21 protein-coding genes, 1 pseudogene and 1 riboswitch are annotated in these 26,879 nt (G+C 72.6%); of the genes and pseudogenes, 9 read left to right on the forward strand and 13 right to left on the reverse strand.

Annotated features, from left to right (window positions below; all coding sequences use genetic code 11):
• Positions 1 to 26 precede the first annotated feature (26 nt).
• Complete coding sequence (locus ACFHWE_RS04370; RefSeq protein ID WP_416599289.1) at positions 27 to 500, forward strand: hypothetical protein; 474 nt, start codon at positions 27 to 29, stop codon at positions 498 to 500.
• Between the two features lie 6 nt (positions 501 to 506).
• On the opposite strand, the gene ACFHWE_RS04375 is transcribed toward ACFHWE_RS04370, so the two are convergent.
• Positions 507 to 1,670 (reverse strand): site-2 protease family protein, encoded by a 1,164-nt coding sequence (locus tag ACFHWE_RS04375; RefSeq protein ID WP_416599290.1) that lies wholly within the window; start codon positions 1,668 to 1,670, stop codon positions 507 to 509.
• A 114-nt stretch (positions 1,671 to 1,784) separates the two neighbouring features.
• Between ACFHWE_RS04375 and ACFHWE_RS04380 the strand changes: the two genes are divergently transcribed.
• From ACFHWE_RS04380 to ACFHWE_RS04390, 3 genes are all read left to right on the forward strand, one after another.
• A complete protein-coding gene (locus tag ACFHWE_RS04380) occupies positions 1,785 to 2,588 on the forward strand; it encodes a PD-(D/E)XK nuclease family protein (RefSeq protein ID WP_416599291.1) in 804 nt (267 codons plus the stop codon).
• 233 nt (positions 2,589 to 2,821) lie between these two features.
• Positions 2,822 to 4,195, forward strand: coding sequence for a threonine/serine ThrE exporter family protein (locus ACFHWE_RS04385; protein ID WP_416599311.1), 1,374 nt, complete (start codon positions 2,822 to 2,824; stop codon positions 4,193 to 4,195).
• A gap of 179 nt (positions 4,196 to 4,374) precedes the next feature.
• Positions 4,375 to 4,569, forward strand: coding sequence for a DUF5999 family protein (locus tag ACFHWE_RS04390; protein ID WP_416599292.1), 195 nt, complete (start codon positions 4,375 to 4,377; stop codon positions 4,567 to 4,569).
• Between the two features lie 15 nt (positions 4,570 to 4,584).
• Here ACFHWE_RS04390 and ACFHWE_RS04395 read toward each other — a convergent pair whose 3' ends face one another.
• From ACFHWE_RS04395 to ACFHWE_RS04440, 10 genes and pseudogenes are all read right to left on the reverse strand, one after another.
• Positions 4,585 to 5,757, reverse strand: a complete 1,173-nt coding sequence (locus ACFHWE_RS04395; protein WP_416599293.1) for a tetratricopeptide repeat protein — start codon at positions 5,755 to 5,757, stop codon at positions 4,585 to 4,587.
• A gap of 236 nt (positions 5,758 to 5,993) precedes the next feature.
• Positions 5,994 to 8,855: an aminomethyl-transferring glycine dehydrogenase gene (gene gcvP / locus ACFHWE_RS04400; RefSeq protein ID WP_416599294.1), complete on the reverse strand. Its 2,862-nt coding sequence runs from the start codon at positions 8,853 to 8,855 to the stop codon at positions 5,994 to 5,996.
• Between the two features lie 93 nt (positions 8,856 to 8,948).
• Positions 8,949 to 9,037: riboswitch (glycine riboswitch) on the reverse strand.
• Between the two features lie 136 nt (positions 9,038 to 9,173).
• Positions 9,174 to 9,647 carry a MerR family transcriptional regulator gene (locus tag ACFHWE_RS04405; RefSeq protein ID WP_416599312.1) on the reverse strand — a complete coding sequence of 158 codons (474 nt, stop codon included), beginning with the start codon at positions 9,645 to 9,647 and terminating at the stop codon, positions 9,174 to 9,176.
• Between the two features lie 337 nt (positions 9,648 to 9,984).
• The gene (locus ACFHWE_RS04410) at positions 9,985 to 10,458 is read right to left on the reverse strand and encodes a bifunctional nuclease family protein (protein WP_416599295.1); all 474 of its coding nucleotides are present in this window, start codon (positions 10,456 to 10,458) and stop codon (positions 9,985 to 9,987) included.
• Positions 10,459 to 10,622: 164 nt separating this feature from the next.
• Positions 10,623 to 11,165 (reverse strand): FHA domain-containing protein, encoded by a 543-nt coding sequence (locus ACFHWE_RS04415; protein WP_416599296.1) that lies wholly within the window; start codon positions 11,163 to 11,165, stop codon positions 10,623 to 10,625.
• Between the two features lie 577 nt (positions 11,166 to 11,742).
• Positions 11,743 to 14,301: a sugar phosphate nucleotidyltransferase gene (locus tag ACFHWE_RS04420; protein WP_416599297.1), complete on the reverse strand. Its 2,559-nt coding sequence runs from the start codon at positions 14,299 to 14,301 to the stop codon at positions 11,743 to 11,745.
• A 127-nt stretch (positions 14,302 to 14,428) separates the two neighbouring features.
• A pseudogene (locus ACFHWE_RS04425) lies at positions 14,429 to 15,190 on the reverse strand (CDP-alcohol phosphatidyltransferase family protein).
• A 97-nt stretch (positions 15,191 to 15,287) separates the two neighbouring features.
• A complete protein-coding gene (locus ACFHWE_RS04430; protein ID WP_416599298.1) occupies positions 15,288 to 16,250 on the reverse strand; it encodes an ArsA family ATPase in 963 nt (320 codons plus the stop codon).
• Positions 16,196 to 16,507, reverse strand: a complete 312-nt coding sequence (locus ACFHWE_RS04435) for a cory-CC-star protein (protein ID WP_416599299.1) — start codon at positions 16,505 to 16,507, stop codon at positions 16,196 to 16,198. The genes ACFHWE_RS04430 and ACFHWE_RS04435 overlap by 55 nt, the downstream gene beginning before the upstream one ends.
• Positions 16,507 to 18,318 (reverse strand): carbon starvation protein A, encoded by a 1,812-nt coding sequence (locus ACFHWE_RS04440; protein ID WP_416599300.1) that lies wholly within the window; start codon positions 18,316 to 18,318, stop codon positions 16,507 to 16,509. The genes ACFHWE_RS04435 and ACFHWE_RS04440 overlap by 1 nt, the downstream gene beginning before the upstream one ends.
• A gap of 122 nt (positions 18,319 to 18,440) precedes the next feature.
• Here ACFHWE_RS04440 and ACFHWE_RS04445 point away from each other — a divergent pair, with 122 nt between their 5' ends.
• Positions 18,441 to 19,229, forward strand: a complete 789-nt coding sequence (locus ACFHWE_RS04445; protein ID WP_416599301.1) for a hypothetical protein — start codon at positions 18,441 to 18,443, stop codon at positions 19,227 to 19,229.
• An 8-nt stretch (positions 19,230 to 19,237) separates the two neighbouring features.
• Here ACFHWE_RS04445 and ACFHWE_RS04450 read toward each other — a convergent pair whose 3' ends face one another.
• On the reverse strand, positions 19,238 to 20,617 hold the full coding sequence (locus tag ACFHWE_RS04450) for a flavin monoamine oxidase family protein (protein ID WP_416599302.1): 1,380 nt from the start codon (positions 20,615 to 20,617) through the stop codon (positions 19,238 to 19,240).
• A gap of 157 nt (positions 20,618 to 20,774) precedes the next feature.
• On the opposite strand from ACFHWE_RS04450, the gene ACFHWE_RS04455 reads away from it, so the two are divergent.
• The 4 genes from ACFHWE_RS04455 to ACFHWE_RS04470 all read left to right on the forward strand — a co-directional run bounded on the left by ACFHWE_RS04455 (position 20,775) and on the right by ACFHWE_RS04470 (position 25,674).
• Positions 20,775 to 21,149: a DUF6507 family protein gene (locus ACFHWE_RS04455; RefSeq protein ID WP_416599303.1), complete on the forward strand. Its 375-nt coding sequence runs from the start codon at positions 20,775 to 20,777 to the stop codon at positions 21,147 to 21,149.
• A 114-nt stretch (positions 21,150 to 21,263) separates the two neighbouring features.
• Positions 21,264 to 24,242 carry a hypothetical protein gene (locus tag ACFHWE_RS04460; protein WP_416599304.1) on the forward strand — a complete coding sequence of 993 codons (2,979 nt, stop codon included), beginning with the start codon at positions 21,264 to 21,266 and terminating at the stop codon, positions 24,240 to 24,242.
• Positions 24,243 to 24,350: 108 nt separating this feature from the next.
• Positions 24,351 to 25,142: an immunity 49 family protein gene (locus ACFHWE_RS04465; protein WP_416599305.1), complete on the forward strand. Its 792-nt coding sequence runs from the start codon at positions 24,351 to 24,353 to the stop codon at positions 25,140 to 25,142.
• A 67-nt stretch (positions 25,143 to 25,209) separates the two neighbouring features.
• A complete protein-coding gene (locus tag ACFHWE_RS04470; protein WP_416599306.1) occupies positions 25,210 to 25,674 on the forward strand; it encodes a hypothetical protein in 465 nt (154 codons plus the stop codon).
• 63 nt (positions 25,675 to 25,737) lie between these two features.
• Here ACFHWE_RS04470 and ACFHWE_RS04475 read toward each other — a convergent pair whose 3' ends face one another.
• A complete protein-coding gene (locus ACFHWE_RS04475) occupies positions 25,738 to 26,757 on the reverse strand; it encodes a right-handed parallel beta-helix repeat-containing protein (protein WP_416599313.1) in 1,020 nt (339 codons plus the stop codon).
• Positions 26,758 to 26,879 lie beyond the last annotated feature (122 nt).

Genomic DNA, 26,879 nt, shown 5'->3' on the forward strand with positions numbered 1-26,879 from the left:
GTCCATCAGGAGCGTAAGGAGGTCTCTTGATCCGCATCGGCATCACCGGACACCGTGCACTGCCGCCCGGCGTGGACGCGGACGTCGCCGATCTGCTCCGCGCCCACCTGGCCCCCTACGGCCGCGCCATGGTCGGCCTGTCCTGCCTCGCCGACGGCGCCGACACCGCCTTCGCCGAGGCCGTGCTCGGTGCCGGCGCCCCGCTGGAGGTGGTCGTCCCGGCGAGCGGCTACCGGGCCTCGCTCCCCGCGGAGCACCACGACACCTACGACCGACTGCTGGCCGGGGCCGCGCGCATCCACGACCTCGGGCACACGGCGTCCTCACCCGAAGCGCACATGGCCGCGGGCCGACTGCTCGTGGACCGCAGCGACCGGCTCATCGCCGTCTGGGACGGCCTGCCCGCACGCGGCCCCGGCGGCACCGCGGACGTGGTCGCCTACGCCCGCTCCCTCTCGCGGCCGGTGACCGTGCTCTGGCCCGAGGGGGCCCGGCGGTGAGGGCGCTCAACCCGCCCCGCGCCCCCGCATCGCCAGGTTGACGTCAACCGAGCGCAGCACCCCGTGCACCCGCCCGTCCAGCCCCACCACGGGGTACTCCGCGAGGGGGTGGGCCGAGAGCGCCTCCAGCAGTTCCTCGCCCTCCAGAGCGGCGGGGACCACCGCCTCACGGCCCACCCCGCGGGACACACTCGACACGGGCACCCAGGGGCGGCGCTCCCGCGGGATGGCCTCAGCGGCCGCCCGGTGCACGATCGAGACGGGAGCGCCCTCCGGGTCCACGACCACGATCGCGTCGGCCCCCGCCCCGGCCGCACGCCGGTCCGCCTCCGCCAAAGGGGTGTCGGCGGCCACGGCCACCGCGGGACGGGCCAGCGCCCCAGCGCGCAGCCCCGGCACACGTGCCCGCATCCGGGCGTTGCCCAGCGCCTCCGTCGAGCCCATCCAGATGAACCCACCCAGGACCAGGCCCCACACGAGCGCCCACGGGTCGGGGCTCGCGCCGGACCACAGAGCCGGTACCAGCGGCAGCGCCACGATCGCCAGCGCCAGCACCCGGCCGCCCCAGGCCGCGGCGACACTGCCCGCGTAGGGGCGGCCGGTCATCCGCCACACCGCCGCGCGCAGGAGCCGGCCGCCGTCCAGCGGAAGCCCGGGGAGCAGGTTGAACACGCCCACGAGCAGGTTGGCCACCCACAACTGCAACAGCAGCTCCCCGACCACGGTGAGCGGGTCGACCGGCAGCCACAGCAGGTAGCCCAGGCCCGCCAGCACCAGCGACAGCGCGGGCCCGGCGAAGGCGATCCAGAACTCGCGTCCGGGCGTGGGCGCCTCGCGCTCGATCTCGGAGACCCCGCCCAGGGCGTACAGGACGATGCGCCGCACCGGCAGCCCGTAGCGCCGGGCCACCAGCGCGTGGGCGAGTTCGTGTACCAGGACGGAGGCGTAGAGCAGGACCGCGAAGACGAACGCGAGCAGGTAGGCGCCGGGGCCCAGCGCCAGGCGGTCCTGGGCGATCCCACCGTAGACCACGGTGATCAGCGCCGCCACGATCAGCCACGAGGCGCTCAGGTGGACGGGCACGCCGAAGGGTCGTCCGAGGACGAGGCCCTGCCCTCCGGAGGAGCGGCCCCGGGGCCCGGTACTGGTGTCATCACTGCTCTCGGTCACCTCCCCAGACTAGGAGCTGTTTTTGAACGCCGGCTGCACCGCAGGGGGTTGGCGAGGGCTCCCGCGGGGTCGGAGGAGGCCCGGCCGCGGCGCCGTTCCCCTACGCTCGTCTCCATGACCACCGCGCCCCTGCCGTCCGCGCTGTCGCCGTCGCGGGCCGCCGACTTCCTCCAGTGCCCCCTGCTGTTCCGGTTCCGGGCCGTGGACCGGCTCCCCGAGTCCCCCAGCCCCGAGGCGCTGCGGGGCACCCTGGTCCACTCCTGCCTGGAGCGCCTGTACGAACTCCCCTCCGAGACGCGCACCCCGCGCACCGCGGTCGGGCTCGTCGACCCCCAGTGGGAGCGGCTGCGCACCAAGAAGCCCGAGGTCGGGGAGATGTTCGCCGACCAGGCTGAGGTCGACGCGTGGCTGGAGTCGGCGCGACACCTGGTCCGGCGCTACTTCGACCTGGAGAACCCCGCCGCGCTGGAGCCCAGGGAGCGCGAGATGCGCCTGGAGGTGGCGCTGCCCACCGGACTGCGGCTGCGCGGCTACGTCGACCGGCTCGACGTGGCGCCCTCGGGACAGATCCGGGTGGTGGACTACAAGACCGGCAAGTCGCCCCATCCGCGGTTCGAGGACAAGGCCCGGTTCCAGATCTTCTTCTACGCCGTGATGATCTGGCGCGATCTGGGGATCGTGCCGAGCCGCCTCCAGCTCGTCTACCTGGGCGGGGACGGGGCGGTGCGCTGGTACGACCCCACCGAGGACGAACTGAGGGCCGCCGAGGACGAGATCACCGGTATCTGGGAGCGCATCGAGGAGGCGGGCCGCTCGGGGGTGTGGCGGCCCCGACGCAGCAAGCTGTGCGGGTGGTGCGAGCACCAGGCGATCTGCCCGGAGTTCGGCGGGACCCCTCCGCCGCTGCCGACCGCCTGAGCCCGGCGCGTCGCCGCCGGAGGCACCGCGCCCGCCCTGGCAGGATGTTCCGGTGATCGAGCTCACCGGTGTTCGTGCCCGGTCCGGGCGAACCCTCCTCCGTATCACGGCGTCCACTGGGGGGCGGTGATAACGATCCGGTCACCGTTGGTCCGAACGGGGGGAACGGAGAGCACGAGATGCCGAAGCGGGAGCGCGGTGGGCCGCCGAGCGAGGAGATCCTGCTCAGCAGGATGCGCGACTGGCGGGCCGAACACGAGCGGGAGCTGACGGCCGACGGCCTCGACGACGAGCAGGAGGAGCCGCTCCCCGACCCGCGCGTCATCGACCTGGTGCTGCGCGTGGGTGAGTTGATGCTGGCCAGCGGGGAGAGCACCGAGGTCGTCAGCGAGGCCATGCTGAGCCTGTCGGTCGCCTTCGACCTGCCCCGGACGGAGGCCTCGGTCACCTTCACCACGATCACGCTGTCCACCCACCCGGTCGGCGAGCAGCCGCCGGTCACCGGTGAACGCGTGGTGCGCCGCCGCACCCTGGACTACTTCCGCGTCGGCGAACTGCACACGCTGGTGGAGGAGTCCGCTCTGGGCCTGCTCGACCTGGAGGAGGCCACCACCCGGTTCAACCGGATCCGCCGGGCCCGCGCGCCCTACCCGAACTGGTTCATCACGGTCGGCCTCGGCCTGATCGCCTCCAGCGCCAGTGTGATGATGGGCGGCGGCCTCATCGTGGCGACGGCCGCGTTCCTGGCCACGGTCCTGGGCGACCGGATCGCGGTGTTCCTGGCCCGGCGCGGTGTGGCGGAGTTCTACCAGATGACGGCGGCCGCGGTCGTGGCCGCGACCATCGGCGTGGCGCTGCTGTGGGTGAGCGTGGAACTCGACCTGGGACTGGCCGCGGGCGCGATCATCACCGGGAACATCATGGCCCTGCTGCCGGGGCGTCCACTGGTGGCCAGCCTCCAAGACGGTATCAACGGCAGCTACGTGTCGGCGGCGGCGCGCCTGCTGGAGACCTTCTTCATCCTCGGCGCGATCGTGGCCGGGGTGGCCACGGTGGCCTACACCGCCATGCGCCTGGACGTGCACATCGACCTGGACTCCCTGCCGTCGGCGGGGATCTCCATGGAGGTCCCGGTACTGCTCGGCGCCGCGGGCATCGCCATGGCCTTCGCCGTCTCCCTGGTCGTGCCGCCCCGCCTGCTGCCCGCCATCGGCGCGCTCGGGGTGATGATCTGGGTGATCTACGCGGGCCTGCGCTCGGTTCTGGAGGTGCCGCCGGTGGTGGGCACCGTCGTGGGCGCGGTCGCGGTGGGCGTCGTGGGCCACTGGCTGGCGCGGCGCACCCGGCGGCCGGTGCTGCCCTACCTCGTGCCCTCCATCGCCCCCCTGCTCCCGGGGAGCATCCTGTACCGGGGGCTGATCGAACTCACCCAGGGCACGGCCATCTCCGGGATGCTCAGCATGGTGGAGGCGGTCATGGTGGGCCTGGCTCTGGGCGCGGGGGTCAACCTCGGCGGTGAGCTGGTCCGGGCCTTCCAGCACGGCGGCCTGGCCGGGGCGGGCATGCGGGGCCGGCCCGCGGCGCGCAGGACACGCGGCGGGTACTGAGGGCGACGTGGCCGGAAGCGGCCAGAACGAATCCGCCCGCCCCGGGTATCCCACTATGCGGAGAACCGGACGCGGGGGCGGAGAGCCACCGCCCTCCGCCCGAACCGCAGCATGATGTGACGTGAGCCACTACGCTTGGCGGCAGCTCAGAGCCGAGCGTCCGACCGAAGGGCCCATCCATGTTCACGTGCAGCCACCAGCCCCCCTGTCCCTCCTCCTCGGACACCGACCGCGAGGCCGCCCGGGTGCTCGCCAGCCACCCCGAGCAGGGGTGGAGTCTGCTGTGCAACGGCGTCGTCCTGTTCGACGACACCGGTGAGCTCCTGCCCGACGGTGCCGCCATCGCTCCGCACCGACCCCGCGTGGCGGCCTGATCCCGGCCCGAACCGTCAGGGGGCGTCCGGCCCGCCGCGGCCGGGCCACCCCGGGGGGAGGACGTCCACCCCTCCCGCCGCCCGCCTCAGCCGGCCCCTGAAGTCGGCGTGCACGCCCTCGCCCCACACCGTCTCGTCGGGGGTGCGCAGGGCCTGCTCCATCACCTGGCGCAACACGTCTGGGCGCGCCTCGCCCTCCGCCACGGGCAGGGCGAGCAGGGCGTGCATCCGGGTGAGGACGGCGAACAACTCCCCCGCGAGGAGGGGCGCGCTGAAGGTGGCCACGGCCTCCTCCAGGTAGGGCTCCCACCACGGGGCCCGCCCGTCGCCGTCCGTTTCGCCGTCGTCCTCCTGCGGTGCGAAGCCGCGCCGCAGGCGGCCGCGCACCTCCTCGGCGAACCCGGGTGCGCCGCCGCGCGTGCCCTCGCTCCAGACCCCGGCCGCGGCGTCCGGTTCCCCGCGCAGGGCCAGCAGCCCCGCCAGGAGTTCGACCGCGGTGCCGAAGGTGTCGGGCCGCGCGGGCTGGGCGTCCAGGGCGCCGACCAGGTCGGCGACGGCCTGCTCCATCCGGGTCGCGGCGCGCAGCACCCGCAGTTCGGGGTCGTCGGGGGCGGCACGCAGCCCGCGGTCCGCGGCCGCGGCGGCGGTCTCCGCGGCGCCCTGTTCCAGGAGGCGTCCGGTGAGGTCGCGGGCGGCCTCGGCGACCGCGGCGGCGTGCGGGGAGCCGGGTTCCCCGGCCCCGGAGGGCGGGTCGAGCGCCCTCTCCCAGTGCTCCCGTGCGCGCGCGGAGTCCCCGCGCGCCTCGGCCAGGCGTGCCAGTGCGTGGTGGGCGGCCACGGCCTGGGCCGGCCCACCCAGGTCGAGGAGGCGGCGCCAGACGTCGGCCGCCTCCTCGAACCGCCCGTCCTGTTCCAGGGACAGGGCCAGGTGGTGGGCGGCGCGCGGGGCGGAGCGGGGGTCGCCGGTGTCCATGGCGCGGCGCGCGGCATCGCGTGCCTCCGCCAGGTCGCCGAGCCGGTCCCGGACCACGGCCAGGCCGAGCAGGGCGCCGGCCAGGACCTCGGCCGGGGGGTCGGCCGCCACGGCGCTGCTGAAGAGCTCGGCGGCGCGCTCCAGGTGTCCGTTCTCCGCGAGGTCGCGGGCCTGGGCGCACAGGTCGGCTGCCTCGCGGCCGGCCGTGGTGGTCATGGGCGGATCGCTTTCGACGGGGGGCGTGGGGCGGTACGGCCCGCCGTCCCTGTGCGGCGGACCCTCTCACGGTAGCCGGATCGGTGGCGCTCAGGGGCGAGCGGAGCGCGGGAGGCGCCGTGTCGGCCTGTGCGCTGTCTTTTCCACGCCCAAGCGAACCACAGCCTTTATGGCGTAGATTTCCGAAATGACGGACAAAAGGGGGTACCTGAGCATGTGTCGGTACCCCCTGGCGGTCAGGACTCGAATGCCTCCGGCGGCGGGCACGAGCAGACCAGGTTCCGGTCGCCGTAGGCCTGGTCGATCCGTGCCACCGGCGGCCAGTACTTGTCCCGACGCAGCGACTCCAGCGGGTAGACCGCCTCCTCCGGGCTGTAGCCGCGGTCCCAGGAGAGCAGCGACTCCGCGGTGTGCGGCGCCCCCTTGAGCGGGTTGTCCGAGGCGTCCCACTCCCCCGAGGCCACCCGGTCGATCTCGGCGCGGATCGCGACCATCGCCTCGACGAAGCGCTCCAGTTCGGCGAGGTCCTCGCTCTCTGTGGGCTCCACCATCAGGGTGCCCGCCACCGGGAACGACATGGTGGGCGCATGGAAGCCGTAGTCCATGAGCCGCTTGGCCACGTCCTCGTTGCTGATCCCAGTGGCCTTCTGGAGGGGGCGGATGTCGATGACGCACTCGTGCGCCACCAGGCCGCCCGCACCGGTGTAGAGCACCGGATAGTACGGCTCCAGCCGCTTGGCCAGGTAGTTCGCCGACAGTACGGCGGTCTCGGTGGCCGCGCGCAGCCCCTCCCCGCCCATCATCCGCATGTAGGCCCAGGAGATCGGCAGGATGCCCGCCGACCCCAGCGGGGCCGCCGAGACCGCGCCCACCGCGCCCCGCGCGTCCTCGCCCGGCCGGGACGGCAGGAAGTCGGCCAGGTGCGCGCGGACCGCGACCGGCCCCACCCCCGGGCCGCCCCCGCCGTGCGGGATGCAGAAGGTCTTGTGCAGGTTCAGGTGGCTGACGTCCGCGCCGAACTCACCGGGCTTGGCCCAGCCCAGGAGGGCGTTGAGGTTGGCCCCGTCCACGTACACCTGGCCGCCCGCCTCGTGGACCAGGCGGCACACCTCGGTGACGGTGTCCTCGTACACGCCGTGTGTGGAGGGGTAGGTCACCATGATGGCCGCCAGGTCCCCCGCGTGCTCGGCGGTCTTGGCCCGCAGGTCGGCCAGGTCGATGTTGCCCCCGGAGTCACAGGCCACCACGGCCACGCGCATGCCGGCCATCACCGCGCTGGCGGCGTTGGTGCCGTGCGCCGAACTGGGGATGAGGCACACGTCGCGGTGGCCCTCCCCACGGGAGCGGTGGTGGGCGCGGATCGCCAGCAGGCCCGCGAGTTCACCCTGGGAGCCCGCGTTGGGCTGGAGGGACACCGCGTCGTAGCCGGTGGCCTCGGCCAGCCAGCCCTCCAACTGGCGGGCCAGGGCCAGACTCCCGGCCGCCTGGTCGGCCGGGGCGAAGGGGTGCAGGTCGGCGAACTCGGGCCAGGTGACCGGCTCCATCTCCGCCGTGGCGTTGAGCTTCATCGTGCACGAGCCCAGCGGGATCATCGTGCGGTCCAGCGCCAGGTCGCGGTCGGCCAGGCGGCGCATGTACCGCAGCAGGGAGGTCTCGCTGCGGTGGGTGTTGAACACCGGGTGGGCGAGATAGTCCACCCCGCGCCTCAGCCCCTCGGGCAGCCGGTCCCCGGCGTCGGAGAGCGGTTCGGGACCGCCCTCGGTGAAGGCCGCCGCCACCCGGGCCAGGTCGTCGGGGGTGGTGGTCTCGTCCACGCTGACGCCGACGGTGGTCTCGTCCACGGCCAGGAGGTTGTAGCCGGCCTCCAGCGCCCGGCGGACCACCTTCCCGGCGTCGGGGACCCGGACGCGCACGGTGTCGAAGTAGGCGGTGTGCACCGTCTCCAGGCCCTGCGCCTCCAGGGCCCCGGCCAGCGCCGCGGCTCCGGCGTGCACCCGCTGGGCGATGGCCCGCAGGCCGTGGGGCCCGTGGTGGACCGCGTACATCCCGGCCATCACGGCCAGCAGCACCTGGGCGGTGCAGATGTTGCTCGTGGCCCTCTCCCGGCGGATGTGCTGCTCGCGGGTCTGGAGGGCGAGGCGGTAGGCGGGCCGCCCGGTCCCGTCCCGGGACACCCCGACCAGCCGCCCGGGCAACTGGCGCCGCAGCTTCTCCCCCACCGCCATGTAGCCCGCGTGCGGCCCGCCGAAACCGAGCGGGACGCCGAAGCGCTGGGTGGAGCCGACCGCGATGTCGGCGCCCAGGTCGCCGGGGCCGCGCAGCACGGTGAGGGCGAGGATGTCGGCGGCCACGACGGCCAGAGCGCCCCGCTCGTGGGCCTCGGCGATGGCCGCGCTCGGGTCGCGGACGAGCCCGCTCGCCGCGGGGTACTGGACCAGGACGCCGAAGGCGTCGCACGGAAGGCCCCGGGACAGGTCGGCGGCCACGACCTCGATGCCCAGCGGCTCGGCGCGCGTGCGCAGCACGTCGAGGGTCTGGGGGAAGACGTCGGCGTCGACCGCGAAGGTGTCGGAGCGGCTCTTGGAGGCGCGGCGCGCCAGTGTCATGGCCTCAGCCGCCGCGGTCGCCTCGTCCAGCAGCGAGGCGCCGGAGACGGGCAGGCCGGTGAGGTCGGAGACCATCGTCTGGAAGTTGAGCAGGGCCTCCAGGCGGCCCTGGGAGATCTCGGGCTGGTAAGGCGTGTAGGCCGTGTACCAGGCGGGGTTCTCCAGGATGTTGCGGAGGATGACGGGAGGGGTGTGGGTGCCGTAGTAGCCCTGGCCGATCAGCGACGTGCGCACCCGGTTGCGGGAGGCCAGTTCGCGCAGTTCGGCCAGCGCCGCGGCCTCGCCGACCGGCGCGGGCAGGTCGAGGCGGGCCCCGCGTCCGGGGTCGTCGAGGAGGGCGTCGGGGACGGCGGCCGCCATGAGCTGGGCGGTGGATCCGTAGCCGACGGCGGCGAGCATCCGCGCGGTCTCGGAGGGGGTAGGGCCGATGTGGCGGTCGGCGAAGCCGGTGGCGGGTGCGGGCGGCGGGTGCGGTGCGGACGGGGCTGGCACGGAGACCTCCTGGTGACAGGGCCGAGCGGATCGGCGTGTTCCTCGCGGTCTCCCCCTCTGTCACCGGGCACTCGGGCCGGGTTTCAGAGCGGCCTCCTCCACGCGGTCCATGGTGCCTGAGAGGTTACTGGGGAGTATTGCCCCGTCGGCGCCCCTGCCGGGGTCTCTCCCACGCGGTATCGGCGGCCAGTTGACGCTATGTGGATACGACGACAGGACGAATGTCGTTTTTCACCCTTGTTGTGCCAACGGTAGTCGATCGCCCGCCGAGAGCCGAGCCCCAGGGCGCGTGTTCCGCGCAACTCCGCCCGGACCCGCTCAGCCGGTGCGGCGCTCCCTGCGGCGCCGGGCCAGCTCGTCCACCGGCGGGGCGTCCGGCAGCTCCTCGGCGGGCACCACGCCCAGCGCCTCCTCCAGTTCGCGCCAGACGTTGGCCAGAGCCAGGCCGAACATGCCCTGCCCGCGCTGCATGAGGTCGATGACCTCCTCGGAGGAGGTGCACTCGTAGACGCTGGCGCCGTCGCTCATCAGGGTGATCCGGGCCAGGTCCTGCGCCGGCCTGCCGCGCAGGTGGTCGACGGCGGTACGGATCTGCTGGAGGGAGATGCCCGTGTCCAGGAGCCGTTTGGCCACCTTCAGCAGGAGGATGTCGGGGAGGCTGTACAGCGGTGCGCCCTGGACTCCGGCGGGCACGCTCGGCCGCACCAGGCCGGTTCTGGCCCAGTAGTCGAGCTGTCGGTAGGTGATCCCGGCGGCGGTACACGCCGCCGGCCCCCTGTACCCGGCGTCCATCGGCAGCGCCACCACGTCCTCTTCGCACAGCAGGCCCCGCTGTCCTGCCAGCCGCAGCGCGGACCGCCTGTCATGGGTCTCCCGCTCGCTGCCCGCTACCGCCACGCCGACCTCCGGCCTCTCGTCCCACGGCGGTATCGACAGGGGATGCCCACTCAGGGACGGGGGTGCGCCGCGGGTTCCACAGCACCGACGGTAGGACGACCGACCGTAAGCGTCAACGAAGGCACCCGGCGCGTCGCCAAGTGCCCCGCCCCCACACGCCCGGGCCCCTCGCGCCTGCCGTGCGCGCGGCGGGCTCCGGCCCGGGCCGGAGTAGACCCGCCCCGGAGCGGGGCTACTCCGCGCGTCGGCCGAAGTCCTCCGGTGAGATGTTGTCCAGGAACTCCCGGAACGCCTCCACCTGGTCCTCCTGTTCGTCGGGGATGGGCATCCCCGCCTCCTCGATCACGTCCTCGTGCGCGTAGATCGGCGTGCCGGTCCGCAGGGCGAGGGCGATCGAGTCGGAAGGGCGCGCGCTGACCTCGACACCGTTGGTGAACACCAGTTCGGCGTAGAAGATCCCGTCGTTCAGGCCCGTGATGTTCACCGTCCGCAGACCCGTGTCCAGGGCCTCCAGCACGTCCCGGAACAGGTCGTGGGTCAGCGGCCGTGCGGGGGCGACCCCCTGCTGGGCGAGCGCGATCGCCGTCGCCTCCACACTGCCGATCCAGATCGGCAGGTAGCGTTCTCCGTCGGATTCCTTGAGCAGGACAATCGGCTGGTTCGAGGGCATCTCGACCCGGACGCCGACGACCTCCATGTGCTTCACAGCGGCTCCGTCCCACGACGTCGTATTGCCGGATGGGCACTCGTCCCCGCTCCCCCGTAGGATTCAGGACCCGAGGGCTGAATCGGCACCCTTCGTTACAAAGCTCTCCGGAGGCGGGGGCCCGCAAACCTTGTCGGCCCACCCGCCCCGGCTTCTCGCACCGTTCAGCGGCGCGGCTTCGTCAGCAGCACCATGCGGAACTTGCCGATCTGGATCTCGTCTCCTCCGCCCAACTCGGCCTCGTCGACAGGCTCACGGTTCACATAGGTGCCGTTCAGGCTGCCCACATCCCGGACGCCGAAACCTCCGCCGCGCCGGAAGAACTCCACGTGCCGACGGGAGACCGTGACGTCATCGAGGAAGATGTCGCTGTTGGGATGGCGGCCCGCGGTCGTCACGTCACTGTCCAGAAGGAAACGGCTACCGGCGTTGGGCCCCCGCTTGACCACGAGAAGCGCGGTCCCCACGGGAAGGGCGTCGGCGCTGTTCGGGTCATCGGTCGACGCATCGTCGCCGGTGGACTCGTCCTCCAGGGCCTGTATTCCGGAGATCGAAATGGTGGATGTGACGTCGCCGACTGACTCCCCGGCCGCCCCCGGTTGCGGGGTCGCCTGCTGGGGCCTGCTGATCGGGGTCCCACAGTGGGAGCAGAAACGGGCATCATCCGCAACGGCGTGACCGCACTGCGTGCAGTAAACGCTCGACATAGGTCGGCTCGGCCTCCTACCGCACGGGGCGGTGCTTGATTCGGCTGATCGGTGACACGTTCCGGGCGCCGAACGGGCTCCCCACCCGCCCACCGCCCGGAGCGGCGAGGCGACGCGCCGCGCGGCAGCGGTACGCCTCACGTGGTCGGTCTGTCAGGTCTCTTCCCCCATGTCGTCCTCCTCGTCACCCCCGGCCAGGCGTCCGCACGGCCGGGATCACCGACCCGGCCGGTGACGCGGTACACCGGGGAACACTCGACTTTAAACCATATCCGTGCCCCGGAAGGCGCGTGCGCCCTCCCCGGCCTGCCATGGACACCCGGGCCCGCCCCGGCAGGGGGATCCGCGGCCCCGACGCCCGGGGCGCCGTCTCCGCAGGACCTCACCGGACATGGATACCTGCTCTGGTGCTGATGCCGCTCCGACCGGTTTGGTTCGCCCCTGGGGCCACGGATTCGAAAGAAGTTTCCCGGCCGCCCCGAAGCGCCGTCGTGTCCAGTTTAGCCGGAGCGCCCCGTCCACGGCCGGGGGCTGTGGACGCGGGGCGCGCGGCGGACCCGCCGCGCGCCCCGGGAACCTATCCCTCGGCCCGCTCCACCACGGACGCCCACTCGTCCAGAAGGGCGTGGGCGGCGTCGGAGTCGGGGCCCTCGGCCCACAGGTGGGTCACGGCCTCGGAGGTGTCGGGCAGGACCAGGGCCCAGCCGCCGTCCTCCTCCAGGACGCGTACGCCGTCGGTGGTGTCCAGCTCCCTGTCCCCGGCGGCCTCCACCACGGCCCGCATGACGCTGCCCTTGACCGCCCACGGTGTGGGAACCGAGCGCCGCAGCAGGTGTGCCCGGGGGATGGCGCGGTCGATCCGCCCCACCGGGCGCTGCGCCCGCGCCACCAGCCCCAGCAGCCGCACGAACGCGGCGATGCCGTCACTGGTGGGGCTGAACTCGGGGACGATGAACCCGCCGCGGTTGTCGCCGGCGAAGACCGTCTCGTCCCCGGCCGCGCGTACGGCCTTGGTCAGCTCGTCGGTCGCTGTGGCCGTCCACCGCACCCGGGCGCCGTGCGCCTGGGCCACCCGCTCGGCCACCCGCGTGGTCGTGACCGGAAGCGCCACGGTGCCCCCGCCGCGCTCGGCGGCGACCAGGTCGAGGAAGACCAGCAGCGCACGGTCGTCGTCGATCAGGGAACCGGTCTCGTCCACGATGGACAGCCGCTCGCCCACCGGGTCGAACCGCACCCCGAAGTCGGCGTTGGACCCGGACACCAGTGTGGCGAGCCGCTCCATGTCGCGCATCCGCTTGGAGGCCGTGTCGGTGGGCGAGAACTCGTCGAGGCGGTTGTTCACCGTGAGCACGTCCACACCGATCCGGCCCAGCAGGGACGGGAGGATCAGCGAACCCGTACCGCCGGCGCAGTCCACCACGACCTTGAGCCCGGCCTCGGCGATACCGGTGGTATCCACCGAGCGCAGCAGGTCGTGGGAGTAGTTCTCCACCCCTCGGGAGGGGAAGGTGAGCTCGCCGATCTCGCCGGGGAAGGCCCGCCGGTACTCCGCACGGGAGAAGACCCGGTCCAGCTTGCGCTGCGCCCCGGGCGACAGGTCGGCGCCCTCCCCGTCGAGGAAGAGGATGTCGACCGACTCCGGGTCCCCCGGGCTGGTGCGCAGGAAGATGCCGCCGCTCACACCGCTCTGCGCGGTGTGCAGCCGCGCCACCGGCAGGGGCACGACCTCCAGGTCGCGCACGTCGATCGCCGCGGCGGTGAGCGCGCTGATCACTGCGCGCTTGAGCGTGCGCGCCGCCCGCGACACGTCGCGGGAGGTCGTGACGATCGCACCCTTCTTCAGCGTGGTCGCGTACGCATTGGCCAGGCGTACCGCCAGCTCCGGGGTGATCTCCACGTTGATCAGTCCGGAGACCCCGCGGGGCCCGAACAGGGAGCGCTGACCGCGCGACTCCCACACGACGTTGGTGTTGACGACCGCCCCGGCCTCGATGGTCTTGAACGGGTACACCTTGACGTCGTTGTGGACGTAGGCCTCGGACTCGATGACGCAGTCCTCGCCGACGACCGCGCCCTCCTCCACCCGCACCGCCGACATGACGTCGGTGTTCTTGCCCACGACCGCGCCGCGCAGGTTCGCGCCGCGGCCGACGAACACGTTGTCGTGCAGGACCGTGCGGTGGCAGAAGGCGTCGGCGCGCACCACGGCGTTGCTGCCCACCACGGTGAACTCGCGCAGTTCCGCCCCGGCCTCGACCTTGGCGTAGTCACCGATGTAGAGCGGGCCCCTCAGGACGGCCTTGGGGTCCACCTGGGCGCCCTCGCCCACCCACACACCCGGTGACATCTCGAAGCCGTCGATGTCCACGTCGACCTTGCCCGAGAGCACGTCGCCCTGCGCGCTGAGGTAGCTCTCGTGGGTGCCCACGTCCTCCCAGTAGCCGTCGGCGATGTAGCCGTAGAGGGGCTCGCCCTCCTTGAGCAGTTCGGGGAAGACGTCACCGGACCAGTCGACCACCTCGCCCGCGGCGACCCGGTCGAGGACCTCCGGCTCCATGATGTAGATGCCGGTGTTGACCGTGTCCGAGAAGACCTGGCCCCACGTGGGCTTCTCCAGGAACCGCTGGATGCGGCCCTGGTCGTCCACGATGATGATGCCGAACTCCAGGGGGTTGGGGACCCGCTTGAGGGCGATGGTGACCTTGGCTCCGCTCTCGCGGTGGAAGCGCACCATGTCGGTGAGGTCGATGTCGGTGAGCGCGTCACCGGAGATGACGATGAACGGTTCGCCGCGCAGGTGCTCCTCGGCGTTCTTGACACTGCCCGCGGTTCCGAGGGGGACCTCCTCGGCGACGTAGTCGAGCTTCATGCCCAGTTCCTCACCGTCGCCGAAGTAGTTGCGGATGAGGGTGGCCAGGAACTGGACGGTCACCACCGTCTCGGTGAAGCCGTGCTTGCGCAGCAGGCGCAGGACGTGCTCCATGATGGGCTTGTTGACCACCGGGAGCAGGGGTTTGGGCTGGTTGGCGGTCATCGGCCGCAGACGGGTCCCCTCACCGCCCGCCATCACGACGGCCTTCATCGGCGGGGCCGCCGGCGTCCGCGGGGCGTCGCCGGGGGTGCTGGGGGCGGTCATCGCGCGTACCTCCGTACGGGAACGGCGCCGGAGGCCGCGTGGGGATGGAGTTCGGAGCACGCGCTCACGCGCGCCGTGGGACATGTTCTCATTGCGGAGACGACACTCCCTTTCGATCCGACAGGACTCACGGTGCGGCGGCCCGCCCCGGATCGACTCCGTCAACACTGTCCCGGTCGGTCGGATCGGTCCGATCCGTGCCGTGCGCGGCACGGGGTCGCTGTCTCCGGCGGCCACGGGGCCACCGGGGTGATCAGCGCGCCCGCGCGCGCCGGGCCCGGGCGATCAAGCCCAGCCCCTGCACGGCGTAAAGCAGTCCGGCCCACCAATACAGAGCCGTTCCCCACAGCGCGAAGGCCCAACCCATAATTCTCGCCACATCGCCCACGAGGGACTGGTGCCCGGCGATGAACAGCAGGGGAAAGGCGTAGAGCAGGCACAGCGTGGCGGCCTTTCCGGCGAAGTTGACCGGGAGGGGGCCGTAGCCGAAATGGCGCAGCAGCGGCAGCGCGCCGATGATGAGGACGTCGCGCAGCACCAGGATGGCCATGAGCCACCACGGGATGATGCCCCTGACGACCAGCCCCAGGAGCGCGGCGAAGATGTAGAGCCGGTCGGCGAGGGGGTCCAGGACCGTTCCCAGGCGCGAGGCCTGGTTCCAGGCGCGGGCGATCTTGCCGTCGAGCCAGTCGCTGGCCCCGGCGAGGGCGAGGACGAGCAGGGCCCACCAGTCGGCCTCCGGCCCCAGGACGAGCCACAGGAACAGGGGCACGCCGAGCAGTCTGAGCATGCTCAGGATGTTGGGAACGGTCCAGATCCGGTCACTGACCGCTGGCGGGGCCGTACCGCCCCCCGACTCGCCGTCTTCGTCCGCCCCGGATCTCACCATGGCGCCCACGATAGCCGCCGACGGGAACGTTTCCTTCCTTGAACGGCCACCACCTGCGACGACGTGTCCCACGGCGCGCGCACCGAACCGCCGTGCCTCATCCGGGAGCCGACGCGGTGTCGAGCAGCGGCGCCAGTCGGCGCAGGGGGCCGACCCCGGTCGGTTCGGCGTCCTGAAGCGGGATCCGCACCAGCCCCAGGTGCGCGAAGCGCTCCAGCGTGGCCGACAGGGACGCGGCGCCGTCCGGGCCGGGTGCCCGGGGGATCTGGTTGACGACGACGGGCCCGAGCCGGAACCCGGCACCGGTGAGCCGCTCGACGGCGCGGGCGGTCTCGGCGAGCACCACGCGCCGGGGCAGGGTCACGAGTGTGACGCTCGCGTCCTCGCGCAGCCGGGCCGTGGCCCGCTCCAGTCTGCGGCGGCGTTCGTGCAGGCGCTCCAGGAGGGGGTCTCCCTCGGGCGCGCCGGTGCCGACGGCGTCGGCGAAGGCCTCGGCCCTGCGGGCACGTTCGCGCTGGCGGGCCAGGCCCACCACCCACGGCGTCAGGAGGGCGGGCAGGTCGAGCAGGCGCAGCAGGTGTCCGGTGGGCGCGCTGTCGACCACCAGGTGGTCCCAGAGGCGGCCGACCTCGTCCATGCGGTCGATGAGCAGGTCCGCCAGGGCGGACTCGGCCATGCCGGGCGCGGCCGCCGCCCGGTCCAGGTGGCGGTGCACCGCGGGCAGGACCTCGCGGGGCACGGCCCGGCGCGCGTCCTCGGCCACCCGGGCGACGCGGCGGCGCACGGCGGCCTCCGCGTCGGGTTCGGCGGCCCACAGGTTCGGCGCCACCGCGGCGGGACCGTCGGACAGCGGCGCCTCCAGTGCGTCGCCCAGGGAGTGGGCCGGGTCGGTGGAGAGCACCAGGACCCGGCGGCCGGCGTCGGCCAGGGCCAGGGCCCGGGCGGCGGCCAGGGTGGTCTTGCCGACACCGCCCTTGCCGCCGACGAAGACGATCGGTGCGGTGGTCAACAGCAGCCTCCCGGGGATCCGAACTCCTCGCGCCCCATCCGCCGGTGCCATGCGTGCAGGTCGGCGACCATGTACGGGATGAGGTCGAGGGTCTCGTAGGCGGCGGGGTCGTCCACCCCCAGCGCCTCCAGCATGAGCAGGGCGCGCAGGGTGTCCTGCTGGGTGCGCGCCTCCCGCCGCCTGGCGTGCCCCCAGCGCGCCTCGAAGACCGCCTGGTGGAAGTCCTCGACGCGGCGCCAGGCGGTGAGGGCGCGCCGCCCGGCCCGGACCAGGGGCCCGGGCCGGGCGGCGCCGTCGCGGCCCTCCACTAGTCGGCGCCCTCGGCCGCGGGCTCCGGGGTCTCGTCCCCGTCCCGCCCGGCTTCCGCCTCGGGCCGGTCGGCGGTGCCGGTGCCCCGGTCCCGGTAGGCCCGGCGCAGGGCGATGCCGGCCTCGGCCATCATCCACAGGGCGAGCCCGAAGATGACCGCGTCGAGCGGTGCCAGCAGGAACCGCTGGATGCCCTCCTCGGAGGAGGCGAACCGCACCGCCTGGATGACGAGCGCCCAGGAGGTCATGACGGCCAGGAAGACGAGCGGGACCAGGATCGCGACGGGGTTGCGGCCGCGCTTGGTCACCCACACCGCGATCACCGACAGCGCCAGGGCCGCCGTGAGCTGGTTCGTGGTGCCGAACAACTGCCACAGGGTGCCCAGGGCGAAGTCGCCGGGCACCAGCGACAGGGCGAGGGGGAAGGCGACCGCGATCAGCGTGGCGACGGTGATGTTGCGGGCCAGGAAGGTGGCCGACCGGTGGAGGGCCCCGCCGCCGGCCTTGTCGGCCACGATGGTGGCGATCTCCTGGATCGTGTACCGCTGGAGGCGCACCGCCGTGTCCAGTGTGGTGGCGGCGAAGCTCACCACGACGACACTGGCGAAGACCAGGCCGGTGGCCTCGGGGACGCCGATGTTGGCGGCGAACCCGGCGACCCCCTGGACGAACTTGCCGCCCGCACCGGTGCCCGCGGCCTCCCAGTCGACGTAGATGTCGGCCCAGGCCGTGCCCTCGTTGGCGGAGAACACCATGATGCCGGCGGTACAGGCCAGGATGGAGCAGACCGCGAGCGTGCCCTCGCCCAGGGAGCTGAGGTAGCCGACGTACCTGGCGTCGGTCTCCTTGTCGAGCTGCTTGGACGTGGTGCCCGAGGCCACCAGGCTGTGGAACCCGGACACGGCGCCGCAGGCGATGGTGATGAACAGGAGCGGGAAGATCGACGGCGACCCCTCGGGCACGTCGCCCCGGAAGGCGGGGGCGGCGATCGTGTCCATACCGACGACCACCCCGACCATGATGACCACGAGCGCCAGCACCATCTGGTGCTGGTTGATGTAGTCGCGCGGCTGGAGCAGCGTCCACACCGGCAGCCGCGAGGCGAAGAAGGTGTAGGCGAACAGCAGGGCGATCCACACGACCGAGGCCTCCACGCCCAGGGCGGCGGCGATCGGGTCGACCGTGACGGGCACCATCTGGCCCAGCGGGATGCAGGCGTAGACGACGACCAGCGCGATGATGGACGGGATCAGCGCCGCCGTACGGCGGCGGTAGACGATCTGGCCGACCCCGATCGCCAGCGGGACGGTCACCAGGACCGGCAGCACGGCCTCGGGGTTGCTGATGAACAGGCCGGCGATGACCACCGCGAACACTGCGTTGACCAGGGTCACCAGGAAGAAGATGATCAGCAGGAACAGGATCCGGGCGCGCGCCCCGATCACGTCCCTGGCCAGGACCCCGATGCCCTTGCCCTTGTGCCGGACCGAGACGACGATCGATCCGAAGTCGTGGGCTCCGGAGGCGAAGACCGTTCCCAGGACGACCCACAGCAGCGCGGGACCCCACCCCCAGAACACGGCGATCGCGGGCCCGACGATGGGGGCGGCTCCGGCGACCGAGATGAAGTGGTGCGCGAAGACGATGTGCTTGTTGGTGGGCAGGTAGTCCACGCCGTCCCTGTAGGCGTGCGCGGGGGTCACGAAGGCCGGGTCGAGCCGGTAGACCCGCTTGGCGAGATAGGCGGAGTAGAAGCGGTAGCCGAGCGCGAACAGCGCCAGGGCCCCGAGGAGGACGACTACGGCGGGCATGCGTTTTCCTTCGCTATGCGCGGAGCGCCCCCGGTTCGTGGCCGGCGGGCACCCCGTTCCGGGGGGTGGTGTACAGTCCCGAGAAATTAACATGAGGCATACGTCACAGAAAAGGTTCGCCCGTGTACGACCTGGCAGCGGCCTGGCGCCGTTCCCCGTCCGGCGAGATGTGCTGGCTCTCCGACGACGGCCCCCGCGCCCTGCCGGTCGTGCCGCTGATGGCCGACCACCCGTGCGTCGCCCTGCCGCTGGCCTACCTGTCCGAGGCCGACTCCCTGCTCGACCGGGCGGCGTTCTGCCTGTCGGCCGCGGCCGGGCCGCAGGAGCCGACCCTGGTCGCCACCGGCCGGATCCGGGTCCGCGTCGACCTGGACGGGTCGGTCTTCGGCGGGGACCTGGTCGAGCAGGAGGCCGTCAAGCACCCGCCCACCCGGCTGCGGGCCGGGAGCCTCATGGCGCGCCGGGAGAACTGGTGGTGGATGCCGCGCGCCGTGGTGAGCATGGTCGAGGTGGACGCCGTGCGCCCGCTGCCCGCGCGCACACGGGCCGACGACGCCCTGCTGGTCCGCCAGGTCGGCGCGGACGCGCGCGTGGACACGGTGACCGCCCGGGACTGGTCCGCGGGACCGGGCGGGGAGGTGGAGCTGTGGCCGCGCGACGGGTCCGGTCTGGACGGTGACGGAACGGCCCTCGTCCTGGGCCACCAGGCCAGCCCGGACTACGAGCGCTGGGAGTGCTGGAGGCGCACCGGTCGGCTGCGCGGACAGACGCTGACGGTGGCGGCGGCCGACGGCGGGCCCGAGCCCGACCCGCGCCCCTTCACCCTGCTGGAGCGGCTGCGCAACCACCGCGAGGTGCGCCGCGCCTGCCGAGCGGGCATCACCGCCGCCGAACGCCGCCTCGCCCGCTGACGGCCGCCTCAGGAGCCCAGGACGGCGTCGGCCGCGCGCAGCCCGGACAGCAGCGCGCCGTGGACGGTGGCGGTGTGCTCGATCTCCGTGGCCTCCCCGGCGAAGTACAGCCGGTCGCCGACCGGCTCCCGCAGGGCCTCGCGGTCGCCGTCGTGGGACCCCACGGCGGTGTAGGAGAAGGCACCGCGCGCGAACGGGTCGCCGCTCCAGTGGGTGAGGTGGTGGTCGACGGGGTCGGGGGCCTTGCCGAAGAGGGTGCGCAGCGACGCCATCGCGTGCTCGACCACGTCGCCCTCCTCCATCGCCGCCAGGAAGCGGGCGGCGTTGCCCCCGTTGCGGCAGACCAGGACCGGCCGGCCCAGGACGCGCTGTCCCGCGTACCAGTGGAACCAGGTGCCCTTCTCGGTGCCCAGATGCACGATGACCTCGGAGTCGCCCCAGAAGACCTCGTCGAAGAGCAGGAACAGCTTCTCCATGCTGCCGTTGCCCAGGCGCTCGACGGCCCGGTGCTTGTCCTCGGGCAGTTCCGGTTCGAACCCGACCTGGCCCGCCTTGAGCACCCCCAGCGGGAGGGTCACCAGGACCCGGTCGGCGACCAGGGTCTGCTCGCCCTCCGGCGTGTCCACGCGGACCGCGGCACCGGTGCCGTCGTGGGAGACACCGAGCACCACGTGCTCCAGGCGCACGTCCAGCCCCCGGGCGAGGTGGTCGGTGAGCCGCTGCATCCCGTCGGGGAACACGACGTCGTCGCCGCTGAACTCGTGCAGGGAGGCCACAGCGCCGAAGGCGATCTCGGTGGGGTCGGCGCCGTGGTCGCCCTCGGCCATCCGGTGGACGATCTCCCCGGCGTCCCGGGCGCGGGCGCGCACCAGGTTCGCGTCGTAGAGGGCCTGCCGGATGCCCTCCTCCATGGACTCGCCGGAGTCGGTGCCGACCTTGGCCCAGTACATGTGCTCGTGCAGGAGGTGGACGTCCTCCATGTTGCGGCGGTGGCGGTCGAAGAGGAGCCGGCGGCCCTTGGGGTCGTAGGCGGTCTCGGTGGCGCGGTTGAACACCTCCGTGGGCGCCTGCGACGCACGGACCAGTTCGGCGAGGGGGTTGTTGGCCTCGCCGCGCATCCAGGAGGCCCCGGCGTCGACCGTGCAGCCCTCCCAGAGCCGGACCGAGTGGATGCGTCCGCCCGTGCGGCCGCGGGCCTCCACCACGGTGACGCGCTCGCCCGCCTCCGCGAGCCGGTCGGCGGCGGCCAGACCCGCCATGCCCGCGCCCACCACGAGGGTGTGCCCCCGGCCGGGAGCGGCCGTGCGGCCGCGGGGTTCGTCCGCCGCAGCGGCCCTGGACTCGGGTTCCCCGGACCCCTGTCCCTGCACGTCTCCCGGGTCGGCCATCGCGTGTCCTCTCGCCGGTACCAGCCAACGATCGCGACCCTATGCACATTTCATGGGACTTTCAGCCACGACACCCCGCATGGTAGAACCATCGGCACGGAACGTGCATCTGAGTGGAAAGTCCCGTGCCACAGCAGACTGTCGAAGGAGAGAGCGCGTGCCCGCGTGGAACATCCAGCCCTCCGAGGTCGGCGGTGTCCTGAACTCCGTGGCCGGACACCTCGGCGAGGAGGGCGGCGAGGGCCTCGTCGGCGTCATGGAGAACATCGAGGAGCACCTCGGCAACTGCGCCGAGTGGTCCAAGAGCGGCATCGTCGCCATGGCGCTGGGCGAGTTCGCCGAGCACCACTTCGGGGTCATGGGCGAGATGGTGGGGCTGACGGTCTCCGCCGTCACCCAGACCAGCGAGGCCACCACCCACTACGTGAACGGCAACACGGAGATGGCGCTGGAGGCCCAGCGCAGCGCCGGGGTGGTCCCCGAGCCGGAGCCCGAACCCGCCTATCCCCACGGCCCCAACCAGCCCTACTGACCCCCCTTCCCCTCCCCGAGCGGTGCGCTGCCCCTGCCCCGACCGGCCCCGGCACGGCACGCCGGGAAACGCCGCTGCGCCCCCGCCCCGCACACAGGTAGACGGTGGTTCCCCTTGACCGACCTGATCGACCCCAGCCAGTTCCCCATCCCCGAGACCTACGCCACCTCCCTGGAGTGGATGGCCGGCAAGCTCAAGACCGACGGCACCGACCTCACCGACTCGGTCGGCGACATCACCGGCGCCTGGTCCGGCCTGGAGGGCGTGTACTCCGCGCCGGAGGCGGAGGACCTCTACGGCGCCCTGTCCCCCCTCACCGGCGACGCCTCCGACGTGTCCTCGGACCTGTCCAGCGCCGCCGACGCCCTCATCGACTTCGCGGAGGCCGTGGCCGAGATCAAGCGGCGCTGGACCGCACTGCGCAGCGACTCCTACGCGTTCCTCCAAAGCATCGACTACGGGAACCAGGAGGGCTGGGACGAGGGCGGCGGCTTCCTGTGGTGGAAGGAGGAGAGCGACAAGGTCACCGAGCACAACGCGCTGCTCGACCGGGCCGCCGGACTCGTCCACGAGTTCGAGGAGGCCGAGCGGACCTGCGCCAACGCCATCACCGCCCTGGTCGGCGGCACCCGCTTCGTCGCCCAGAACACCGAGGGCACCCGCGAGGCGGGCGGGGGCGAGTTCGTGTACGGGTTCGACGAGCCCCTCGAAGGCGTGGCCATGGAATGGGGCGCACCCCAGGCGACCGACCACGCCTGGTACAACGACGTCGGCGACGCCGTGGGCGACTTCACCATGGGCGCCCTGGAGGACCTCGGCGGGATGGTCGGCCTCCACGGCGAGCAGGGCTGGCTGTGGTCCGGCGGCTCCTGGGGCGACAACCTGTGGGACTACTACGGCGGCGCCCTGGAGGGCACGGCCGCCCTGGCGGGCTTCGGCCGGGACGAGAACGGGAACTGGGGGCACGACTGGGGCCGGGCGGGCGAGGCCTGGCGGGACACCGCCCACGCCGTCGTGCCGTGGGAGGAGTGGGGCGAGCGGCCCTGGTACGTCATCGGGACCGCGGCGCTCAACGTCGGAGCCGTGGTCGGCGGTGTCGCGCTGTCCGCCACCGGTGTGGGCGCGGTCGTGGGCGCCCCACTGCTGGCCTGGCGCGGCTCCAGGATCCTCAACGCGGCGGGCGGCGGCGACCGCACCCCCGACATCGACACGCCGGACTTCCCCGGCGGGATCGACCCGACCCTGCTCGCGCGGGTGCCGCGCTTCGGCGACGGTCCCCTGGCCCAGGTCGACCTGGGCGACCTCGACGGCCTGGACCTGGACGCGGACGGCTTCGGCCGGATGACCGAGGCCCTGTCCCGGCTCGACGGCGCCCAGAACACCCCCGACCCGCACACGCCGGGCGGCGGGCCGGGGGCGGCCGCGCCGCGCACCCCCGACACCGATCCCGGCCCCGAGGCCGACGGCCGGCCCGCCGGTAACGGCGGGAACGGCGGCGAGCGGCGCGACCCGACCGCCGAGGAGCTGGACGCGGCCCAGGACGTCCTGGACGGCCTCGACCCGGACTCGCGCCGCGACGTGGAGGCGGGCCTGGACGCCGAGGAGGACGCGTGGGTGGCCTCCCAGGTGCCCGACGACGTCTCCACCGTCAACGACACCCCGGTGAGCCGCTACGAGACCGACGGCCCCGAGGGCGACCGCGAACCCGCCCTGCTCGGCCCGCGCGCCGACACCGGCGACGCCGAGGCCGTGCCGGAGGTGCCCGCCGACGGTCCGCTCGACCTGTCCGGCAGCGACGGCGACCGCTACGACCAGCCCGACACCGAGGACCGGGACGGCGTGGAGGCGGCCGACCGCGGCCCCGAGGTGGTCGACAGTGTGGACAACGACGTCCGTCCCGAGGCCGACGCGCCCAGCCGCGACTCCCCTGCGGGCACCGTGTCCACCGGCGACGGCCCCGGCCAGGGCGGCGGTACGGACAGCGGGGACGGCGCGCCGGGCGGCTCCGGCCGCCCCGGCGGAGCGGCCGGGGGCGACGGACCGACCGGAGACACGGGCGGCGCCGACACCGGGGCACCCGAGCCCCTGGACCCCCAGCGCCGGGACGCCTACACCCGGCAGGTCCGGACCCAGGAGGTCGTCGACCGGCTGGGCCTGGAGGACGGGAACGTCTCGTGGCGGGAGTTCTCCACCCGCTTCACCGAACTCGTCAACGAACGTCCCGACCTGTTCAACGAGTTCTACGACCGCGGCGGCTCCAGGCGCAGCACCGAGATCAAGGTCGGGGACCACACCATCCCGGTCCTCACCCGCGCCGACGACGCCTCCCCGTGGGTGCCCCGCGACAGCCTCGCCACCCCCGACAGGCCGAACTACCTCACCGCCGGTGAGCGGATCACCGTCCACGCCGACCCCGACGACCCCAGGGTCGGCCACCTGAACGACCTCGCCGAAGAGCGCCGACAGGCGATCGACGCCGACCAGGCGGCGGAGAAGACCCTGCGGGACCAGCGGGAACAGTACGGCCAGGGCTCCCCCGAGGCCATCCGGGCCGAGAACGAGCACTCCCCCAAACACCACCGGATGACCACGGCCAGTGAGGACTTCGGCGAGGCGATCGCCGAGCACGCGGTACGCGAGCAGTTCGACGGCCACCACACCATGAGGCTGAGCGACGGCGAAGAGGTGGACCTCCCGGCCCTGAGCGAGGACGGGCCCGTCGTGCACTCGACCAGGCCCGCCAACGGCAACCACCAGTTCGACCAGATCTGGCGCACCGACGACGGCGGTATCGTCGTCGTCGAGGCCAAGAGCAGTACCGACACCGGTCTCGGCGAGCGCACCGTGACCGGGGCAGACGGCGAACCCAAGCGAGTCCAGCAGGGCACTCGGGAGTACATGATGGATATTCTCGAAAAAATGCGCGAACGCGGACGAGACGACCTGAACGCCACTGATAACGAACTATCACTCGCCCGCGAGATCCAGACCGCCCTGGACGAGGGGAAGCTCCACTACGTGGAGGTCAAGGGCGTTCCGGATGGAAATCGATTCGGTGGATACACCTTCGGCGCGTTCGACGTCTCCAAGTAGGAAGCAGACATGGCAGTCGACATCCCACGGCACGATGTGAACCGACCGGCGTACGCAGTCCACGCGGAGCACTTCCCGAAGGACAGGGAAGAAGAGGTCGCCCGACTCGTGAGAACCGCGAATTCCATCGACTCGGTACTCAGTTCCCTGTACCTGGACGCGCGGATCAGCCTGGCGCTGGACCCCCGTGCCGCCCAGTTGGAGACCTGGCAGGCGTGGACCACGTCCATGCAGGTCGCCCACGCCCTCTTCGCCCTCTCCACCGCACCCGAGGGCACCGGGGTGGAGTGCGTCATCGACCGCAGGCCCCGACGCCTGACCGCCACCGGCCCCCGCTACTTCACCAACGCCGGCCACTGGACCCAGGCGTTCTTCCTCGCCCTGACCTGCCGGGAGGAGGAACGCTGGAAGGAGCTGTGCCGCGTCCCCGTCGACCTGCTGCGCGAGGCCGGGGAGAGCAAGGGCACCCGCTACAACACCTACCTCTACCACTGGATCGCCGCCCTCCAGGCGTTCATCCTCCACCGGCCCGAACTGGTCGACGAACTCACCGCCGCCATGGAGCTGTCCGCACCCGGACGCGCGGAGATCGGCGCGGCGGAGACGCTGGACAAACTCGTCTTCCCGCAGATGAACACGTTCCTGAAGTTCGCCCAGGGCGACTCGGACGCCTTCAACGACGCCCTCGCCGACGGGCTCCGCCTGTTCCGCGACTACCACACCGCCAGCGAGGAGCGAGCCGCAAAGATCGACGGCGCCGTCCCTCTCGGTCTGCTGGCTCTGGCGTGCATGGCCTACGACCGCAGCCACTTCGAGCCCGGCTTCCGGCTGGAGGTGGAGTCCGGCTACCTGCCCAAGCACATCGTCGAACGCTCCTGGTACGGCGAGTTCCCCCTCTGATCCCGAACAGAAAAACCAACGGCCTCCGGTCAGCCGATCACGGATCCGGGAGGATCGAGAGGAGAGCATGCCGACCCATGGCTTCCGCCGCGGCCACTTGGGCCCCCGAGAACAGCAGGAACTGCTCCGCAGGATCGGCACGGAGCTGCTCTCGGCCGTCGGCGACGAATGGGAGACCGTCACCTACACCGCGTGGGTCCTCGCCGGACGGATGGCGGACCGGCTGGAGCGGACCGCGCCCGACGGCACGGCCGAGCGCATGCGGGCCCCGCTGGGCGTGATCGACCCGGTCCGGGAACTGCGGGCCGGAATGTACCAGGACGGCAAGGGGACCTGGTTCACCCTGACCTACACCATCAGCCGCCCGGGACGGTTCAAGACCGACTACGACTACGACGGCCGCCCCGACTTCACGTTCTACCCCAGTGCCGCAGACTTCGCCCGGGACGTGGAACTCTTCCCGCGCGACGCCGGGCACACCCCCGATTGGCTGCGCGCACACCTGGACGAGGCGGCTCGGGGCGAGGGGTAGCGGCACACGGACGGGACCGTCCGAGCGGCGGCTCGGACGGTCCCGGGACCTCGAAGGGTCCGGTCAGCAGGTGTTGTTCTGGCTGTTGTCCCAGGTGATGTTGCGAACCACCGTGCCGTAGGCGCACGGGTTCTCGTTGAGCGCCGTGTCGACCAGCCTCAGGTTGGCGAACGTGATGTTCGAGGTGTTGGCGAACTCCGACCGCGCCGCGATCCGGATGTCGCCCGGCCCCGCCACGGTTCCGCCCTGTTCGGCGACCGTGACGTTGTGGCAGTTCTCGATCAGCATCGCGTTGCTGCCGGTCTGGGCGATGTCCACCCGCTCGATCACCGCGCCCCCGCTCTCGGAGACGCAGAAGATGCCGCGTCCGCCGCCGCGCGCGTACACCTCGCCGACCCGGATGTTGACCGGGTAGGAGGAGCCCACGCGCCCGTTGCGGTTGGCCATCCGGAAGGCCGCGTAGCCCGTTCCGGTCCCGGCGCCCACGCCGTCGACCCGGTCGACGGTGGCGTTGACGGTGTCGTTGAGCAGCAGGCCGGACTGGCCGGTGTCGCGCGCGGTCACGGTGCCCACGGTGAGTCCGTCCACCCCGTAGGTCTCCACGCCGTGCTTGTCGGTGCCGGAAACGTACACGTCGTCGATACGGATGTCGCGGGCCTCGCGGACCGCGTCGTTGTCGCGGCTGTCGACGCGCACGCCCAGGCCGCCGGAGAGCCGGAGGTCGAGCTGGCCGAGGTGGACGTCCTGGGAGGTGCGGACCCAGACCCCGAAGTAGGGGGCGCCGGTCAGCGACAGGTGCGGGACCGACACGTCCTGGGCGTGCCTGATGCGTATGGCGGCGTTGTTGGCGGTGGGCGTGCCCGTCACGTCGATCGTGCCGCACACCTCCAGCGAGGTGTGGCTGGGCAGGTCCAGGGAGGTGTTGGCGGGCATGGACCCCGAGCCGCGGACCACCACCCTCTCCTGCGAGGTGCGGCCCGGGGTGAGGCCGTTCACGGCGGCGCGCATCGCGGAGAGCATGTTCCCACCGGTGTAGACGGTGCTGCCGTGGGCCCGCGCGGTCCAGGTGGACCCGCTCCGCACGGCTTCGGCGTCGTGGTCGCCGGTGCCGCACTCGCCGTCGCCGCCGGTGCCGCCGTCGACCTCGATGAGGTCCCAGATCTGGCTGGCGCCGTCGTGGGGGTCCCACTGGGAGAGGCGGTCGC

The organism is Nocardiopsis sp. LOL_012 (genome assembly GCF_048060475.1).
Taxonomy (GTDB): domain Bacteria; phylum Actinomycetota; class Actinomycetes; order Streptosporangiales; family Streptosporangiaceae; genus Nocardiopsis.